This is a genomic window from Patescibacteria group bacterium (assembly GCA_028717685.1).
In the GTDB taxonomy this organism is placed as follows: Bacteria; Patescibacteriota; JAQUNI01; order JAQUNI01; family JAQUNI01; genus JAQUNI01.
The window spans coordinates 469785-486132 of record JAQUNI010000001.1 but is presented as its reverse complement, the minus strand read 5'-3'; the positions used below and the strand labels follow the sequence as shown (position 1 = coordinate 486132).

Here is a 16348-nt window from a genome sequence, read left to right as displayed (position 1 = left end):
TATAACTTACTCCCAAATACTGTCAAGGGATGTTTTTCCCATCCTCCGCAACGATTTTGATTATTGACCGCCACGCTAAAGAATACCAAAGACATAATAGATAGACCCCTTATGGCGCGGTTTTTCTTATTCGCTACGGAGGATGGGATTTTTTAGTCTAATATTTTTTATTGCGTATACCTTTCAATTTTTCCACAACCCGCTTTGCCTCGTCCTTGCCTCCTAAGCCAAAAGCAATCCCGCCCGCGATTGCGAGCATCGCTATCAATCCCGTGAAGAGAGTGCGAATTAAATCCGCGGCGATCTTGAGTTGGATTAACGCAGCCATCAAACTGAAGATAAGCACAGACCAGCGGGAAAGCTCGGCGAGCAGGCGCGCAGAAACTGTTAAATCGGCAGCCTTAGCGCTTTTTTCCACCAGACGGTAGAGGAAATTAGCCAAAATGGTGCCGATCAGCATAATCAATACCGCCACAATCACGTTGGGAACATAGAACAAGATTTTACCCAGGAATTGCGACACTTGCGGCAGATTAAGAATTTCCGCAGCCGCCATAAAGAAAGCAATCACGAGAAACCATTTCACTAGCCAGTATCCGAGTTGTCCGACGTCAAATTTTATTCCCGCTCGTTCTACTATTTCATCAATATTGGTTTTTTGCAGGATAGTCGTAATACGAAAAGCGTTAATAATGCGGCGGACGATTTTAGCAATGCCGATCGCGATAAATACGCCCAAGACCATTACGAGAATCGCGCCAAATAATTTAGGGGTAAAAATAATGAAGCTCGCCCAGACTTTGCTTATAGAGTCCACTATGCTTTCGCCCCACAACCCTAAAGTGTCCATTTTTTATCACCTCCTTTTTTGCAAATTATGATTGAATGTTTATTTTAATTTCGGGAAAGTTCGAGAATTAATGGTGAGCTTGCTCGCCTCCGTCCACCCAAGGCGGACTTCGGCGGAGCGGGGCCGAACCATTAATTTTGATTCACTTTTTTAAGCTCAAGAAGATTTTTGTATATTAAGTAAAGATAGATATACATAAAAGGCAAGGCAAACAAGCTGATAGCCATCCCTAATGCATTGCCGAAAAGAGGAATCAGGGAACAGAAAATAGATGATCCGCCAATAATTAGGGTCAGAATAAAGATTCTGAAGGCAATGGGCCAAAAATATCCCTTGACCAATGCCCTGCTTCTTTTAAGCGCGGCGCGTCCAACTTGTTTTTCTTGCAAAAGGACGAATATCCCAAAGCTAAACCAAAGACCGAAAATGAGGCCGGGAATAAATAAGAGCAGATAACCGCCTAAAGTCGCCAGAAAAGTAAGAATATTCACCCAAATTATTGATTTAGCTTGGGAAAAAATTTCATGCCAAATTTTTTTGATATCTGTTTCACGGCGATGATCTTTCTGGATAATTGCCAAGATTACTGTTCCTTGGGCTAAAATTTGGAAGATCAATGCGGCAATGAGCAATGAGATGCTCAAGATGGCAAAAATAATTATCATTATCAGAAAAAGGACTTTTTGTTTCGCTAGGCTTACAAGGAGAGCGAGGCTGGAGCCGAAGATGCCCAAGATAAAACTAAAAATCAACACAATGCCCATTAAAATTAGAGAAAGGGAAATGAGCAGGCTAAAATGTTCCCGAAAAAAATCCGTGGTTTCTCGAAAGAGGACTTTTATTCCTGGGAGTGGTTGTGGATTTATTTTTTCTTGCATCTTTATCTTTTCCCTTTTTATTATAATATAAATTTCCTGCTTTGACCAAAATTATATTTACCCCGTTAGAAATAAATTTCTAAATAGGTTTAGAGAATGAGGTTATCTAATGGGGTCTTATTTAGCAGGTTTAAACCTTGAAGCCTGGGTTTAAGGTCTTGTATTTAGAGTGACGCAATGATTAGTTTGTGTTTTGAGATAGTTGCAGAATAAGCTCTAAATTGTCTTCGTGAGCGGCGCGATTAGTTTTCCGTTTTCCGCATTTAAGACAACGATGGGTAAGGATAAATATCCCTTTCCGAAGCTCAACGCTTATAGGCTGCATCATGCCTTGGCATCCCTCTTGGCGGTCGCCAGGTTGGAAATCCACATGCTTGCTCCAAAGACAATGGGGACAATGGTTGGTATAGCCATTGCCATGAACCAGAGAACCACATTTTACGCACGTGAAATCTTCTTTATTGCGTTGAAATTTTTTACTCTCTGTAAATACCATTATTTATTCTACATTTTCCATAAAATATCTTAGCAGTTTTTAGTTTTTTACTTTTAGCTTCTTTTGTGGGCGTGTGTGGATTCGGACCACAGACCTTCGCCTTATCAGAGCGACGCTCTAACCAACTGAGCTACACGCCCAAAACAATTTAAAATTCAAAATGAAAAATTAAAAATTCAATTTTACATTTTTTACTTTTCATTTTTAATTTACTCTGTAGGCAATGTAGGATTTCAATCTCAATCATTCTCGGTGTAGACAAGACGCTTTAGTTTCACCCCGCACATTTGTGGACGCAATAGGACTCGGACCTATGACCTCCTCGGTGTAAACGAGGCGCTCTACCAGCTGAGCTATGCGTCCCCGACAGAAGACTGGTCTACATACCCAAAAATTTAGGCGGGTTTAATAAATTTTACTGCCAATAATTGCATCTTTACTGTCAGGAGAGATGAGGACGCATTCTTTTTGGGCATCCATAGCTCCCAATGTTAGCACTTCAGAAGCTAATTGCCCGATTTGTTTGGGCGGTAAATTTACAACGCCTAAGACCAGTTTGCCGATTAACTGTTTTTCGGTGTAGCGAACGAGACGAGCGCCAGAGACTTTTTTGCCAATTTCCTCCCCGAAATCAATGGTGATTTTATGGGTAGTGTGTTTTGGATTTGGCAGTTCCTCGGCATCAATAATTTTTCCCACCCGAATATCTAATTTTAAGAAGTCATCAAAATTTGCCATAAGATTAAGACATTTTAAGTTTTGAATTTTTCATTTTTCATTTTTTTTGTGCCCAGGCCGGGACTTGAACCCGGATGCCAAAAAATGGCCAAGAGCCTCAGTCTTGTGCGTATACCAAATTCCGCCACCTGGGCTAGGAAGACAATTTTATTTTGAAGATTTTTTTAGTTTAGATTCTTTTTTTGTATGTTTTCCTTCTTCTTTGGGTTTTGGGGTTTCTTGCTTTTTCTCTGGTACTTCTTTTTTCTTATCCGCTGTTTTGACAATTTTCACTTCTCTTTTCTTGACCCTCTCTTCCCGTCGCATTTTTTCGCGTTCGCGGCGGCGCAGATAATATAATTTTGCCCGACGGGGCCTTGCGGTTTTTACGACCTCTATTGCGGCAATATGGGGAGAATATAAAGGGAAAATTCTCTCCACGCCGATTCCTTGAGAGATCTTGCGGACGGTAAAAGTGGCTTCCGCGCTTTTTCCTTTTTTACGCGCGATAACCATCCCTTCAAAGATTTGAATTCTTTCCTTTCCTTTTTCCTGGATTTTTTGGTGGACGCGGATAGTGTAGCCGGGACGAAAATTTGGGACATCCGAGCGTATGTTAGTTTTTTTGAATTCGTCTATTAATGGAATCATGGAATTATGAATCATGAATAAGGAATAGCGGGAGGCTTTATGAATATTATCCTCCCTCCTCTTTCTTTATTCCTGCTGCGTTAGGATTTCTTGTAAATCATTAGGCAATTTAGAGGTAAATGATAATTTTTTGCCCTGCGGAGAAGTAAAAGTCAATTCGCTCGCGTGGAGAAAAAGACGACCTGAACCCAAGAACCGCTGTTTGCGATAACCATAAAAACGATCATTGACTAAAGGATGACCAATGGATTTAAAATGGACGCGGATTTGATGCCGCCGTCCTGTTCTTAAATATACTTTAATATAGGCGGTATTGTCAAACTGTTCTATCACCTCAAATTCGGTTAAAGCCGCTTTAGCGCGTCTTTGCAAGGAATCTTTAGGGTTCTGGACCACGACCATTTTTGCCGGATTGTTTGGATTCTTTGCCAGAGGCGTATTGATTTTGCCTCTTTTTTCCTTAAAATTGCCCCAAACTAGGGAGAGATATATCTTTTCAATTCTTCTTTTCTGAAATAACCCTTTGAGGTATTGGAAAGAGGGATTATTTTTTGCTATTACCATCAATCCAGAAGCGTCTTTATCTAACCGGTGAACAATGCCGGGGCGAATGTCGGGCGCATCGCCCACTTTTTTAATTTTAGGATAGTGAGCAATCAGAGCATTAACTAAATTGTTTTTTGTTCGTCCCACCCCGGCGTGCACTACAATTCCGGCTCGCTTATTAATTACCAACAGATCATCGTTTTCATAAACAATATCTAAAGGGATAGTTTTATCTGGAGCCAAACTAACCATTTCTAAAGGTTTAATGTCAGCTTCAACAATATCCCCCGCTTTAAGCCTGTAATCAGGTTTTTTGTCATTCTCTCTGTTTACAGCGACTCGTCCTCTTTTAATATTCTTTTGTAAATGGGAGCGCGAATATTGTGGAAACTTGCGCACTAAAAATTTGTCCAACCGTTCCTCTTTATCTTTTACTTGAACAATAAATTTGTTCATTTTTCCTTTCCAAAATAAATTCTAAATTAAATTTTTTATTTTACGTTTTTTTTGCTTTTAGTTTTACGCTTTTTTTGTGGGTTCACCCACCGAAGCTTTAGCGTAGGTGGGCTCGTGCAGACTTGAACCAGAGACCTCTTGTGATGTCAACGTAGCGCTCTAACTTCACCCCGCACCATTTTATTTATTAAAATTAAATACTTTCCCAGTCCTCATTACCTATTTTTTGTGGGTATATCTGGATTTGAACCAGAGACCTCTACGATGTCAACGTAGCGCTCTAACCAACTGAGCTATATACCCTTCCTCTTATTTGTAGAAAATGGTGTGGGGCAAGACTTGAGCTACGAGCCCTTGAATAAATTAAAAATTGAAAATGAAAAAATAAAAACTAAAATCTAAAATGAAAAAATTTTTAAGAACCTTTTTTTAAATAAAGTCATTACTTTAAGGTAAGCCTTTGAAATTAACTCTTTTTTCATTTTTCACTTTTCATTTTTAATTTACTTTTGTGCGCCCAGGAGGAATCGAACCTCCAACCGTCACCTTAAGAGGGTGCTGCTCTACCAATTGAGCTATGGGCGCTTGAATGCAAAATCAATATACCTTATTTCTCCCCTTTTTTCAATAAAAAATCCACTTTTCGGTGGGTATATTTTTTTCCATCCCTGATGCGGGTGGATTGTTTTTATTTTAGTTGAGTGCCTCGATCCCTTAATCCTTTGATTCTCGCCTCAATTAGTGCCTTTTCCAGACTAATCTTATAATAATCCGCAATACGCACTAAACAAAAGAAAACGTCAGCAAGTTCATCTTCTATATCCTTTTTAGCTGTTTTATATTCAGGTTTTTTATATCTTTCTTTGAGATAATATTTTTCCTGCACCATAATGTGTTTTGCCAAGCCGCCGACCTGTTTTGCTAATTCTACCACATTAGCTTCTATGCCCCATTTCCTCTGCTCTACTTTTTCGAAAGCCATAATCTCTTTCCGAGTAATATTAATAACTTCTTGCAAGCTATATTTTTTCATAAGAGATAATTTTAAATTTTGCACTTTAAATTTTTAACTTAAGCAAAGCGCTGCGCCCCCGGTAGAATTTGCCCTATCATTCGATAGGGCACCCCGTCGAATGACGGGGTGAACCTACAACCCCCCACCTTTAGTGCCCCTGGTAGGATTTGAACCTACATTAACGGTTCCGAAGACCGTCGTGATATCCATTTCACTACAGGGGCATCAAAGGTGGGGGGCTATCCAGTTGAGCTACGAGGGCGAAACAAGTTTAAAGTGTAAAATGCAAAGCGTAAAATAGTGGTAAAATTTATTATAAATAATTAATTTTTAGCTTTTAGTTTTTGCTTTACGCTTTTTCTGTGGGTTTACCCACCGAAGCTTTAGCGTAGGTGGGCTCGAGCCGATTTGAACGACTGACCTCCCCCCACCTTTATCTTTAATTAAGAAATTGGATTTTATGCTTTTATCATCTATCTATTTAGTGGGTATATCTGGATTCGAACCAGAGACCTCTGTCGTGTGAGGACAGCGCTCTAACCAACTGAGCTATATACCCTTTTAAAAAGGTGAGGGGCTACGAACCCATCTATTTATACATTAACTAAAAACCATCGTTTTTACAAGAGTAAGATTGACAAAAAGGTAATAAAAAAATAATCTAAAAGAGTGTTTCTCGGGTCTGTTCTTTATCCTCTAATCTCTATTGAAAGGAGTAGATAATGTCTATAATGTCTCCTGGAATTATGTCTCACTTTAATTCAAATGGCGCTCGCGTCGGATATTCGGCTCCTTCTCCTTTTAAGGGTGGTCGCATCTTTATCCCTTTGGGCTTATCCTGGTCCTTTTTCTGGGATTGGTGGAATAATGTTTGCGCGGTAAATGTTATTCCGCAAAAAACAGAAACTCTGCTTGATTTTGACTCCCTGCGGATGGTTACTTCTTCGGGAGAATGCCCCAATTGTTCCAATTGGAATTTTAAAGAAGTCAAAGAAATGACCGATAAGGGCGAGAGGGATCTTAAAAAATGCGAACATTGCGGGGAGTTGTTAAAACCTCGCTTTATTTCTAGGCGTTATCTTTAGGAGGCGCCGATAGCAAAATTTCCTATGGTCAACAAAGACGGCGCTTGCGCCCAGTATGTTCATTGTGAACCCTATGAATAAATTTCATAGGGATTTTTTTAAAATAAAAAAGGCAGTTTTTAGCTGCCTCTAAAAAGGTCAAATTATTTCCATGAAAATCTTGCTGGATTTTTTAATATTTTGTATACGTTCGCGTTTCCGGCAATTACAGAGTTGCCGTCTTTATAATTATTCGGATCCCAAGTTATCCCGGATGCTATAACCACTTCACGCAGTTTTCCCGCATATTTCAAGTAACCCAGTTCTATTATTCTCTTCAGAACGTATTTTGGCACTCCGAATCTATACCAAATTGCCGCGTATTTTATGCCCTTTATCTCAAAAGTCCTGTCTTTTATCACCTTTTTAACACATTCAATTGTACCATCTAATGGTATGGGTATGCCTTCTGGGACATTCAGGATTTTAGCCACAGTCAGATTTTTAACCCTTCTCTTTACAAGATAACAGATAGAATTATTGCTATAGCTAAATCCAGAATTACTGATACAGCTTTGATCCCAGTTTTCTTTTTTGGCGACTTGTCCGATTGTGCCCAACCTCTCTAATATCCCCCATTTAATCAGAAAGGAAATGAGAGCCGGGTCTGCGAAGCAACTATGAAGTACAACATAGGTTTTTCTTCCTGCCCTAAATTGTCTCCATAATATTTGTTTTTTTACATCCTTAAAAGTTTTTTCCTTCGGTACGTAATTTTTTTTCGGCACAGCCAAATCTGCAGACATATCTTAATCCCCTTTCTTTAGTTAAAGTAAACCCCGTTAGAGAACCTTGTTCTCTAACGGTCTGTACTGACGGTGGCATTAAACTACCGTCAGCTTTAAGCGGTAATGACCATCGATTAAAATCGGTGGCTTTCTCTAACGGGGTAAAGAACAAGCCATTATTATTCCCCCGTTTTTAGCTTACCAATTTTACGAATAAAATTCAAATAAAAATGGACAGGAGATTTCCTGTCCAAGGTGCTGATTTAAGCGTATAAAGGACCCAAAACCTTGCAGGTTTCCCTGTCTCCGCCAAGGCGTGTCCACAGTGTTGGGCGCAGAACCCGGCTCTCATCTATATTATGATAATCTACAGGGATACGCAGCATCGCCGCCATAGTCATCACTTCCTCGCCGATGTGACCGATAGCCGCTGAAACGTGATTCGGGTCAATACCTCTGTTCATAACGTCAAAGGTATCAATGCCATCAGCTATAACAAAAGTGTCTGGCCATGTAGGATCGGTTCTCTGGCGGACATATTCAGCGACATTTTCTGGCAGTTGTACTGTATGTCCTTCAATTACGGAAAGCGTCAAATCTTGTCCGACGCGGTTAAGCCGAATGATCGTTATTGGCAGACCGCCGGGCGTAACAAAATGCGTGGAGAGCCCGCCCCCAGGGAAGTAGCCTGGACTCGCTGGGTGCCATTCTATTCCCTTGATTGCCTGCCTCATTCTTTCTTCAGCAGGCATAAACGCGGGATCAGTCGCCCAGTCAAGCGCCGCTGGTCCGCTATTAATTAGGTGTAAGAATCCCGTTGGCGCATAAGAACAAATTTCAACGCCAGTTGCCTCTTTTATCTTCTTTGGCGACCAGTAAGTCCTAAGGTCTGCAAAGAGCGTAGCAACTCCGGTGAGCATTGTTCCCCACTGCATACTCATACCGTTCAAGAAGTCGTTTTCAGTGGCTTGGATCATGGGCGGGCGCAGACCATTCCAGTCAAACGTGCCGGAATTGATCGCTTCCGGGAAGTCAAAGTTTGGATGCCAATCTGTCCAATAACGCTGTCCGGCAGTTCCGCCGAACAGGGCATTAGCTCCCTGCGACCTTTCTTCATCCTTGATTACGTCATTTCCGCGCATAATATCACGGATAACAAGGGTCATTTGGACAAGCTTTTCCAAAAGCACCTTGTGATCGTGAGTCGCCATTTTCTTATAAGGATCTATGCGGCCCTCAAAAGTTTGAAAGAACCAATTATAGGCGCGGTCGGCTTCTTCTTTGTCATACATTTTGCGCTCTATGCGCATCAGAATTTCAAGCTGGTCAACGTGAATGAGTTTCATTCCGAACCATCTGGCTAGGATGTCGCTAGATACTTCTGATCCTGCAATGCCCATTGAGACATGACCTATACTGGCATAGCTCTTGCCTCTCATCATGGCTATTGAGCCGGCGCATTTAAGGAATTGAGTAATTTTCCTAATGCTTTCCGGATGCAAAGGCGCCGCGGGATCCATTTCTTCAACATCCGGCGGGTAAATGCAGAATACCGGATTTTTATGCGCTGTCGCGGATGCCCTCTTGGAGTTGAGCAAAACCGCTCCGGGCCAAGCTGTCCCATTCATTGCTTCATAGGCAGTTATCCATTCTGGATGCCCAAAGAAGTTCGTTTCCCAGCCCATTGACCAAGTGCACATAGAATTAAGGATGATGCTGACCCCAGCCGCTTCAAACTCCGCTTGCACAATTGCCGCGTCCCTTGGTCCGCCAACAGGAACGCTTCCCTTGATAACCTTGAGCTCGGTGTCGTCATACATCTTAATTGTTTTAGCAAGCTCAACGACCTTTTCAAGGCGGTTCATCACGACCGGCATCTGCTGCGCTTTAACACAACCCTCTGGAATCCCTGGCACCGTGAATGTGCGCGGGTCTATCGCTCCATAGATTCCCACTGTGGGTGGATTGCCAATTAACGTCCGTAGTGCCATTTTCTGCTCCTTTCTTTTCTTATAGCGTGAATAAGTCTCCTTCTATGATAACAGTGAAGAATCTTTGCTTTGATCACCCCCTTTAAGGTGAAAGAGATTGCCTTCGCATCGCATACCTTGATGCATTTACCGCAGCTGACGCATTTTTGCGCGTCAATTATCGGCCACGAGTTTGGAAATTTATATCCCATTTCTATGGCATCGCTCGGACATCGTAAAGCGCATGCGCCGCAACTATCACAATCCTTGTTGTTTTTATTGAAGGTGGCTACAAATCTATTTTCCAAGCAAATTCCCCCTTTATTATGTTTACCGGATTTCCAGAGCATGGCTAGGAATAACTGTGTAAGTTCCTGAAGTAATCCGTTCTTGGATTTTTTCCAGGATCGCCTTATTTTCACTTTCCATAAGAAGGACTTTTCCTTCTTTCAGCTTTCTTGCTTCGTTTACCATTTCCTCTGCGTCTTTTTGGGATATTCCTAAAACGCTACTAATCTTTTTGCCCCAATCGGACACATCATAAGAGTACATAGGACCCTTTGTGAGTAATAGTTGGAGAACAGTTCTTCCCTTACTTGAACCAATCGTGCCTTTCCACTCTTTCACCGTTGTTTTTACACTTTGCATTAACCTTTTCGCTTTATAGCCGTGGATTACGCCTGCATTTTCAAAGTGCTCTCTTTTTTCCTTCCTGTTTCTTTTGCCAAGCCTTTGGCTGTCTGTTGTCTTTGGCATTTTTTTCCTCCTGTTCAGTTTTTAGTTAATCGCGCATAAAGAATCGTCAAATATACTCAACTCGTTATTTTTAAAAAGAACCGTTCTCAATCCCCATATTCTGAAAATTTATTCTAGTTTAAAATTGAGATTTTGTAAATAAATTGATTGAAATTGTCCTTTTGTTACAAAACCAAAAGGACCTCTTACGGAAAGGTCCTTTTCTATATTTGTTTAATCTAAATTTTATTATTTTTTCGCCCGTTGTTGATACTAAAATTAATTAAATTTAAAAGTTGCAAGAAAAGCGGTGAAAAAATCCTTTGCTTCCCTGCTCCCCGTATCCATTGTATTAATTTTGAATAATTTATTCTTATTTAATACGTAAACATCCGCTTGGTGACCGGACTGCGCCGAATCCATATCAATATAAACCGCGGGTAAGCCGTCAATTGTTAGGTTCGGTTTATTTGGGATTGGATAATTAGGGTAATACATATCATGCGCCTTCAAGTTTAGCCAAGTGATTAGGTCCGTTTCTTCGGGTGGATTAAAAAACAGCGTATCCGTATGGCTGATTGTGATGTGAATCCCAAAATCTCTTTCTTGCCTTTTCGTTTCCTCTTGCGAAATAATTACAAAATCATCTTTGATTATGTTAATTCCACCTTTCCCTGTTTGTATCTGACTACTCACCACGCAATCAGCCGGAAATTTAAAAGAATAATTATATTTTTCATTGGTGAATTCGCACCACTCGCCGTTTGTTTTCTTGCATTCCATTTTTTCGGAATTCGGTTGCTCCGTTTCTGTAATTTTGGGAGTTTCTTGCGTTACTGCTTCTTCGGTTGGCGCCACTTGCGATGTTTGTCTTAAAGTTAAAATAATCGCGCCTGTTATGATTAAAATGGAAAAAACCAGCAAGATTGTTATCTTTGGATGCCTGTTGATTAAGGAGCGGGAGGAAGAGGAAATATTAGTGGAGAGCGGAGATTCTGGATTTTTCCGCGTGACATAGGTAAGGAGGCAGATAATAAAGTAAGCAATCGCCGCATATAAAACCATCACGACAATAATACCCCCAAGACTCGGACCTCCCATCATATCAAACCAGCCAGGAGCTCCAATGACCAAGTGTAATCTCTCCAAAAGAGGATTCAAGGGAATGCAAAGGGTCGCGAGCAAAAGCACAAAAAAATAGCCCACATAGGGCACAGAGATTAGAAATAAAGTCAGAGGGAGCAGGAGAAGAATCAAGGGCAGAATAATTTTTCTTTTGGTGGGCTTAAAAAATGTTTGCTCTCTGGTTGTTTGGTTCATCATAATATTTGTTTTTACCCCGTTAGAGAGCGAGGTTCTCTAATGGGGTTTATTTTTTTGATATTTCACCATCTTTTATTATACCAAAAACCGCCTGTTTGGCGAAGTCCCGAGCTTTCCCCGTAGTCCGCCTTAGGCGGATAGGGCTTGCCGAGGGGTGATTTTGAAGTTTGGGTCGTCTGCAGTTTTATGTTGGGGTGAAAATATCAAAATAAAAAAACTTGCCGCTTATAAAATATATGAAGCTCGGCAAGTATAGTTAAATAAAAGCGCAAAGTTCATCTGTATACCGTGGCTAGGATTTTATCCTCGCCATTTTGTGGGGTCAGAATGAATTTTGGGATAGGAATTTCCTAGATTTGATTATCAGAACGCCCAAAAGAAACTTTTAGATTAAATTCCGGTGTTCCCTTGCATTTTTTATGAACTAGTCCTCCGGCATTTGCCGTGATCGCAATATCGTCCGGATTATCCAGGTTCGTTTTGTACAAGCGATATTCTTTCCTTTGCCAAAGATATATCCTTTTGTTGCATAAGCGGCAGGTTGCCACTACTGGAAACAAAGAATATTCCGGGTGCTTACGCATAAAAAGTAAGTTTGATATCGCAACGCACAGTATTATTACTACGCCTACGGCGATTACTATTAATCCCGCCAAGATGAATAATCTTTCCATTATCTCAAAAACCTCCTTTTACTTGAATTGTTGACCAGTTAAATTTGATTCAAAGTGTATTAAAATGAGCAAAGAAATTCTAAATGATCAAAAATGGATTATACAATTATTTTAAAATATAGTCAAGGAAAACTAAAAAGACCTCTGATTACAAGGTCTTTTTAGTATCAAATAAAAATTCAATTTTTGGGGTGGCTAGAGGGACTCGAACCCTCTCTAACAGGGCCACAGCCTGTTGTGCTGCCGTTACACCATAGCCACCATTATTGTGTCTTTAAATTAGCATAAAAGTGTTGGGCTGTCTATTACCACAGGAATGAGGAGCTATGAATCAGGAATTAGTAAATTGACGCCTGGGCTAAATAATGTTAATTTTTAATCATCACAGCATTGAATATTTAAAAGTTTTTAATCTTAAATTCCATTTTACATTTTTCACTTTTCGTTTTACATTTTTTTCCTCCCCGTAGCATAATTGGATAATGCGACAGCCTTCTAAGCTGTAGACTGGAGGTTCGAGTCCTCCCGGGGAGACAATCGCTTCGCTCCAATTGAAAGTGTAAAATCAAATTTTGATTGACATATAATAAAAAATATATTATAATTTGAATCCAGATTTCGGCGGATTTTATGTTCTTTTGAGATGTTATTGATAAGAATAATTTATTGCCTAAATAATACGTAAACGAGGAGGTAGTTACTTTGCAAAAGATTAAGCCGGTTTATGTGATGCGTGAGGATGGGATTGGAGCTCAACAAATGGAGGTTGTCCTCGCTGGGATTTGCACAATCCTCAAGATTGCTGGTCAAAGCCAAAACATCAAGGTTTATAATTTTGGTATTTGGAGACTGAATGATTGGCTAGATGGTGGGTTGCTTGTTCCCTATCATAGTGTGGACTGGTATATTGATCAAGGTATCAAGTCCAGCTCGCGGCAAGGTCAAGTGAGTGGAGATGCTATAATGACAAATCTTTGGACCGAGCCTTGGCAGGAAACCTCTCCACATTATGATGTGGTCGTTATTTGGAATGATATGTATTCTGGAGAGGAAGATAATAATTTTGTTATTGGTCTCGCTTTACCCGATACGGGCACGGTCATTTCCATTAACCGTTTTCTACAACTTGATTTAAAATTACAACTTGAGTGCATTAAGACCGAGATTATCCATGAGGTTGGGCATGTCTTCGGCCTTCTCCCCAAGGATAGAAAGGATAACATAGAGGAAAAGTTAGGGAAGCATTGTACTAATACTTGTGTGATGCGGCAAGGGTTACGGCTTCCTGACGACTGGGTAGCGATGACCCATGACCGGCTCCGGTTTGGTCCTTTTTGTCAAGAATGTCAGCGCGACCTGCGGGGTTACTTTCTAAAATAGATCTGATGTTTACAATTTTTTTGAACTTTAAAGCATCAGATTTTTTTTATTATGCTATCTTTTTCTCCTATTTTTTGTTAGAATAAAAATATGAAGATTCTTCAAGAAGTAAAGGATATCATCAAAAAATTAGAAAAAGCAGGTTTTGAAGGCTATATTGTCGGCGGGTGCGTGCGGGATTTTTTGTTAGGCAAAGAGCCGAAAGATTGGGATATTACCACGAACGCGAAGCCCGAGGAAATTATTAAAATTTTTCCCGACGGGAGGTATGAAAATAAATTCGGCACGGTCGTGATTAGCGAGGTTGAAGTAACAACTTACCGCATTGAAGCAAAATATACGGACAAGCGCCACCCAGACGCAGTCCGCTTCGCGGCGAAGTTGGAAGACGATTTAGCTCGCCGCGACTTCACGATTAACGCTTTAGCTATGGGCGCAAAGGAGGGAAAAGTAATTGATCTTTTTGGCGGACAAGAAGATCTGAACAATAAAATTGTGCGTGCGGTCGGCAATTCAGAAGAGCGTTTTTCAGAAGACGCCTTGCGCCTGCTCCGCGCCGTGCGCTTTGCCACAGAGCTTCATTTTGAAATTGAAGAAAAGACCAGAGAAGCGATTAAAAAATTATCTTCTAACCTTAAATTTATTTCCAGCGAGCGCATTCGCGATGAATTCACGAAAATCGTGATGAGTGAACAAGCGGAATGGGGCTTGCGGTTGCTTTTAGATCTGAAACTTCTCTCCTATATAATTCCTGAACTTTTGGCGGGCGTAGGTATGGAGCAGCCCAAACACCACATCTACACGGTTTTTGAGCACGCGGTGAAATCCTTGGGCTTTTGCAAATCCCAAAAGATAGAAGTCCGCCTTGCCGCCCTACTCCACGATATTGCGAAACCCTACGCGCGTCAGGGCGCAGGCGATGAGGCAACATTCTATGGCCATAATGTCCGCGGCGCGCATATGAGCCGTAAAATCCTTTACCGCCTTAAATATTCCAAAAAAGTGGTGGAGCGCGTGGCGCACCTTATCCGCCACCATATGTTTGTCTATAATATCGGCGAAGTTACAGAGCGCGGTGTGCGCCGCCTTTTGCGCAAGGTGGGACCGGAAAATATTACCGATCTTATTGAATTGCGCGTTGCTGACCGCTTGGGTTCGGGCTGTCCCAAAGCCAAACCCTATAAACTGCGTCATCTGGAATATATGCTGGAAAAGGTTTCCCGCGATCCCATTTCCGCCAAAATGTTGAAAATCAATGGGAATGATATAATGAAAATTTTAAATATCAAGCCTGGGCCAAAGATAGGCTTGCTTGTGAACGCGCTTTTAGCCGAAGTATTAGACGATCCCAAGCTGAATGAAAAAAAGACCCTCGAGAAAATGGTTTTAGGCTTGGCAAAATTGCCTGACCAAGAGCTCAAGGCAAAATTCGCCGTGATTAGTGAAGAAAAGAAAAAGGAAGACTTGGAAATTCGCGGCAAGCACTATCTTGCGGAAGAAGATTAAAAGTGGGTAAAAGGAGGTTAGTTTTGAGTAAAAAGAGAAGAACAGAACAAAAACGCAAAACTCCAAGACATAAGAGCAGTCAAGACAAACAGAAGCATCACTACATTGGTAAATTGCGCAATGATCCGTATTGCAAGAAATCAGGCGGCTATGACCGCAATGAGTGGCGTGAAGAGGCTTCAGAAGAGGTAGATCTTTTCTCCGGCTATGAAGAATAGGCGGAGATTTTTTTTAAATAAAAAAATCCCTTGTGAAACATTTATAAGAGAGCAGTTCTCTTGTTCACAAGGGCATCGCTTATTTTTATTATTCTTTAACCACCCAACTATCGGGCGCGATGTAGCCGATAAAGTATGGGAGGTTCATTCCCGGGCGAGAAAACCAAACTAAGAAAGGCTGCTTGATTTGAAACGCCCTCGCCCTGGACGACCCTCTTGCGAACCTCATAAACGCCGCGCTTTCCACGGACGCACCCTCGTGATCCATCACAAGTTTATTTTGCATCTGCGCGTCCGCAAGCTCCGTTGGTATTTTGTCCTTACCAATAGCATTGATCCCTACCAACCAAGAAATATCTTCCCTGCCGTCGTATTTTACGACCGGGAAAGTTATTGCCATCTCCTGGTCAGTCTCTTCTATATTCCCCTTGATAAAAGGCACAATAACTTTAGAGATTTCTGCCTCTAATCCTTTTTGGTCTTTCCCTTCGTAAGGGATTAGGGCAATGTAGGCAAAGTCGCCTTCTTGGGTTTCAATCCTAAATATAGGTGCTTCTGTCCCCGGCAGTTCCATAGATATTACGCCTTCGGGTAAGGTTGCCGCCTGATACCATTTTTGTTGGTATTCTATCCAGTCACTACCCCCTTTTTCTACCCAGTGGACATTGACTTTCATTACCGCCACCGTGCCAAAATTAGGAGCGGAAAAATTTTTCACGCTTCCCGCAAGATCGGTAAACCCTTTTTGAGTTAAGAATTCGGCAATTCTGCAGGGTTCATACGAAGCAAACCCTTCCATTTCCTCAGGTTTGAATTGTTTAAGATCCTTCTCTCCAAATCTTTGGTGTAATTCCAAGGTTTGTTTCTGCCTATTGGTTATTGATTTCCATTGACTCGGGTCTATCCCTGTAATTTTCTCTGCCGAATTAAGGCACGAAAAAACGGTGTGATAGCAAACTGTAAAACTTTTTGTCTCCTCTGCAAACACGTTAAAATTTGAAATCATCAGAAATAATAACCCCATTACCCCCAAAATTTTTTTCATTTCTTGACTCCTTCATTCTTTGAAAAACGAACGTTT

General features: G+C 41.1%; 17 protein-coding genes, 9 tRNA genes and 1 pseudogene. 5 read left to right on the top strand and 22 right to left on the bottom strand.

The genetic code is table 11. From position 1 onward, the window contains the following. Window positions 1-157: 157 nt before the first annotated feature. From PHW01_02495 to PHW01_02430, 14 genes and pseudogenes are all read right to left on the bottom strand, one after another. On the bottom strand, window positions 158-850 hold the full coding sequence (locus tag PHW01_02495) for a hypothetical protein (GenBank protein ID MDD5626850.1): 693 nt from the start codon (window positions 848-850) through the stop codon (window positions 158-160). A 131-nt stretch (window positions 851-981) separates the two neighbouring features. Continuing rightward, window positions 982-1728 carry a hypothetical protein gene (locus PHW01_02490; GenBank protein ID MDD5626849.1) on the bottom strand — a complete coding sequence of 249 codons (747 nt, stop codon included), beginning with the start codon at window positions 1726-1728 and terminating at the stop codon, window positions 982-984. A gap of 181 nt (window positions 1729-1909) precedes the next feature. Next, the gene (locus tag PHW01_02485; protein MDD5626848.1) at window positions 1910-2224 is read right to left on the bottom strand and encodes an RNHCP domain-containing protein; all 315 of its coding nucleotides are present in this window, start codon (window positions 2222-2224) and stop codon (window positions 1910-1912) included. Window positions 2225-2290: 66 nt separating this feature from the next. After that, a tRNA-Ile gene (locus PHW01_02480) sits at window positions 2291-2364 on the bottom strand. Between the two features lie 150 nt (window positions 2365-2514). After that, window positions 2515-2587: transfer RNA gene (locus PHW01_02475), tRNA-Val, on the bottom strand. Window positions 2588-2629: 42 nt separating this feature from the next. Next, a complete protein-coding gene (locus PHW01_02470; GenBank protein MDD5626847.1) occupies window positions 2630-2962 on the bottom strand; it encodes a tRNA-binding protein in 333 nt (110 codons plus the stop codon). A 49-nt stretch (window positions 2963-3011) separates the two neighbouring features. Continuing rightward, window positions 3012-3096: transfer RNA gene (locus PHW01_02465), tRNA-Leu, on the bottom strand. 154 nt (window positions 3097-3250) lie between these two features. Further along, a pseudogene (gene rplS, locus PHW01_02460) lies at window positions 3251-3592 on the bottom strand (50S ribosomal protein L19). Window positions 3593-3658: 66 nt separating this feature from the next. After that, window positions 3659-4594, bottom strand: a complete 936-nt coding sequence (locus PHW01_02455) for an RluA family pseudouridine synthase (GenBank protein MDD5626846.1) — start codon at window positions 4592-4594, stop codon at window positions 3659-3661. Window positions 4595-4823: 229 nt separating this feature from the next. After that, a tRNA-Val gene (locus tag PHW01_02450) sits at window positions 4824-4897 on the bottom strand. A 209-nt stretch (window positions 4898-5106) separates the two neighbouring features. Beyond that, window positions 5107-5179 (bottom strand) — tRNA-Lys (locus tag PHW01_02445). A gap of 103 nt (window positions 5180-5282) precedes the next feature. Next, window positions 5283-5627, bottom strand: coding sequence for a MazG-like family protein (locus PHW01_02440; GenBank protein MDD5626845.1), 345 nt, complete (start codon window positions 5625-5627; stop codon window positions 5283-5285). A gap of 134 nt (window positions 5628-5761) precedes the next feature. Then, window positions 5762-5833, bottom strand: a tRNA-Arg gene (locus PHW01_02435). Between the two features lie 261 nt (window positions 5834-6094). Further along, window positions 6095-6168, bottom strand: a tRNA-Val gene (locus PHW01_02430). A 187-nt stretch (window positions 6169-6355) separates the two neighbouring features. Between PHW01_02430 and PHW01_02425 the strand changes: the two genes are divergently transcribed. Next, entirely contained in the window at window positions 6356-6694 is a 339-nt protein-coding gene (locus tag PHW01_02425) for a hypothetical protein (GenBank protein ID MDD5626844.1), read from the top strand. A 143-nt stretch (window positions 6695-6837) separates the two neighbouring features. On the opposite strand, the gene PHW01_02420 is transcribed toward PHW01_02425, so the two are convergent. The 7 genes from PHW01_02420 to PHW01_02390 form a co-directional block, all read right to left on the bottom strand. Beyond that, a complete protein-coding gene (locus tag PHW01_02420; GenBank protein ID MDD5626843.1) occupies window positions 6838-7479 on the bottom strand; it encodes a hypothetical protein in 642 nt (213 codons plus the stop codon). Window positions 7480-7724: 245 nt separating this feature from the next. After that, the gene (locus PHW01_02415; GenBank protein ID MDD5626842.1) at window positions 7725-9452 is read right to left on the bottom strand and encodes a hypothetical protein; all 1728 of its coding nucleotides are present in this window, start codon (window positions 9450-9452) and stop codon (window positions 7725-7727) included. Continuing rightward, the gene (locus PHW01_02410; GenBank protein ID MDD5626841.1) at window positions 9434-9781 is read right to left on the bottom strand and encodes a 4Fe-4S binding protein; all 348 of its coding nucleotides are present in this window, start codon (window positions 9779-9781) and stop codon (window positions 9434-9436) included. Before PHW01_02410 ends, PHW01_02415 begins: the two co-directional genes overlap by 19 nt. Further along, window positions 9762-10187 (bottom strand): hypothetical protein, encoded by a 426-nt coding sequence (locus PHW01_02405; GenBank protein MDD5626840.1) that lies wholly within the window; start codon window positions 10185-10187, stop codon window positions 9762-9764. The genes PHW01_02410 and PHW01_02405 overlap by 20 nt, the downstream gene beginning before the upstream one ends. A 258-nt stretch (window positions 10188-10445) precedes the next feature. Continuing rightward, complete coding sequence (locus PHW01_02400; protein MDD5626839.1) at window positions 10446-11489, bottom strand: hypothetical protein; 1044 nt, start codon at window positions 11487-11489, stop codon at window positions 10446-10448. A gap of 350 nt (window positions 11490-11839) precedes the next feature. After that, window positions 11840-12073: a hypothetical protein gene (locus PHW01_02395; GenBank protein MDD5626838.1), complete on the bottom strand. Its 234-nt coding sequence runs from the start codon at window positions 12071-12073 to the stop codon at window positions 11840-11842. 277 nt (window positions 12074-12350) lie between these two features. Then, window positions 12351-12424, bottom strand: a tRNA-His gene (locus PHW01_02390). 199 nt (window positions 12425-12623) lie between these two features. Here PHW01_02390 and PHW01_02385 point away from each other — a divergent pair. The 4 genes from PHW01_02385 (at window position 12624) to PHW01_02370 (ending at window position 15267) form a co-directional block, all read left to right on the top strand. Beyond that, window positions 12624-12697: transfer RNA gene (locus PHW01_02385), tRNA-Arg, on the top strand. A gap of 168 nt (window positions 12698-12865) precedes the next feature. Beyond that, window positions 12866-13543, top strand: coding sequence for a hypothetical protein (locus PHW01_02380; protein ID MDD5626837.1), 678 nt, complete (start codon window positions 12866-12868; stop codon window positions 13541-13543). 90 nt (window positions 13544-13633) lie between these two features. Further along, complete coding sequence (locus PHW01_02375) at window positions 13634-15049, top strand: HD domain-containing protein (GenBank protein ID MDD5626836.1); 1416 nt, start codon at window positions 13634-13636, stop codon at window positions 15047-15049. Between the two features lie 23 nt (window positions 15050-15072). Next, window positions 15073-15267: a hypothetical protein gene (locus PHW01_02370; protein MDD5626835.1), complete on the top strand. Its 195-nt coding sequence runs from the start codon at window positions 15073-15075 to the stop codon at window positions 15265-15267. Window positions 15268-15355: 88 nt separating this feature from the next. Here the strand turns inward: PHW01_02370 and PHW01_02365 are convergent, their stop codons facing one another. After that, window positions 15356-16312: a hypothetical protein gene (locus PHW01_02365; protein ID MDD5626834.1), complete on the bottom strand. Its 957-nt coding sequence runs from the start codon at window positions 16310-16312 to the stop codon at window positions 15356-15358. Window positions 16313-16348 lie beyond the last annotated feature (36 nt).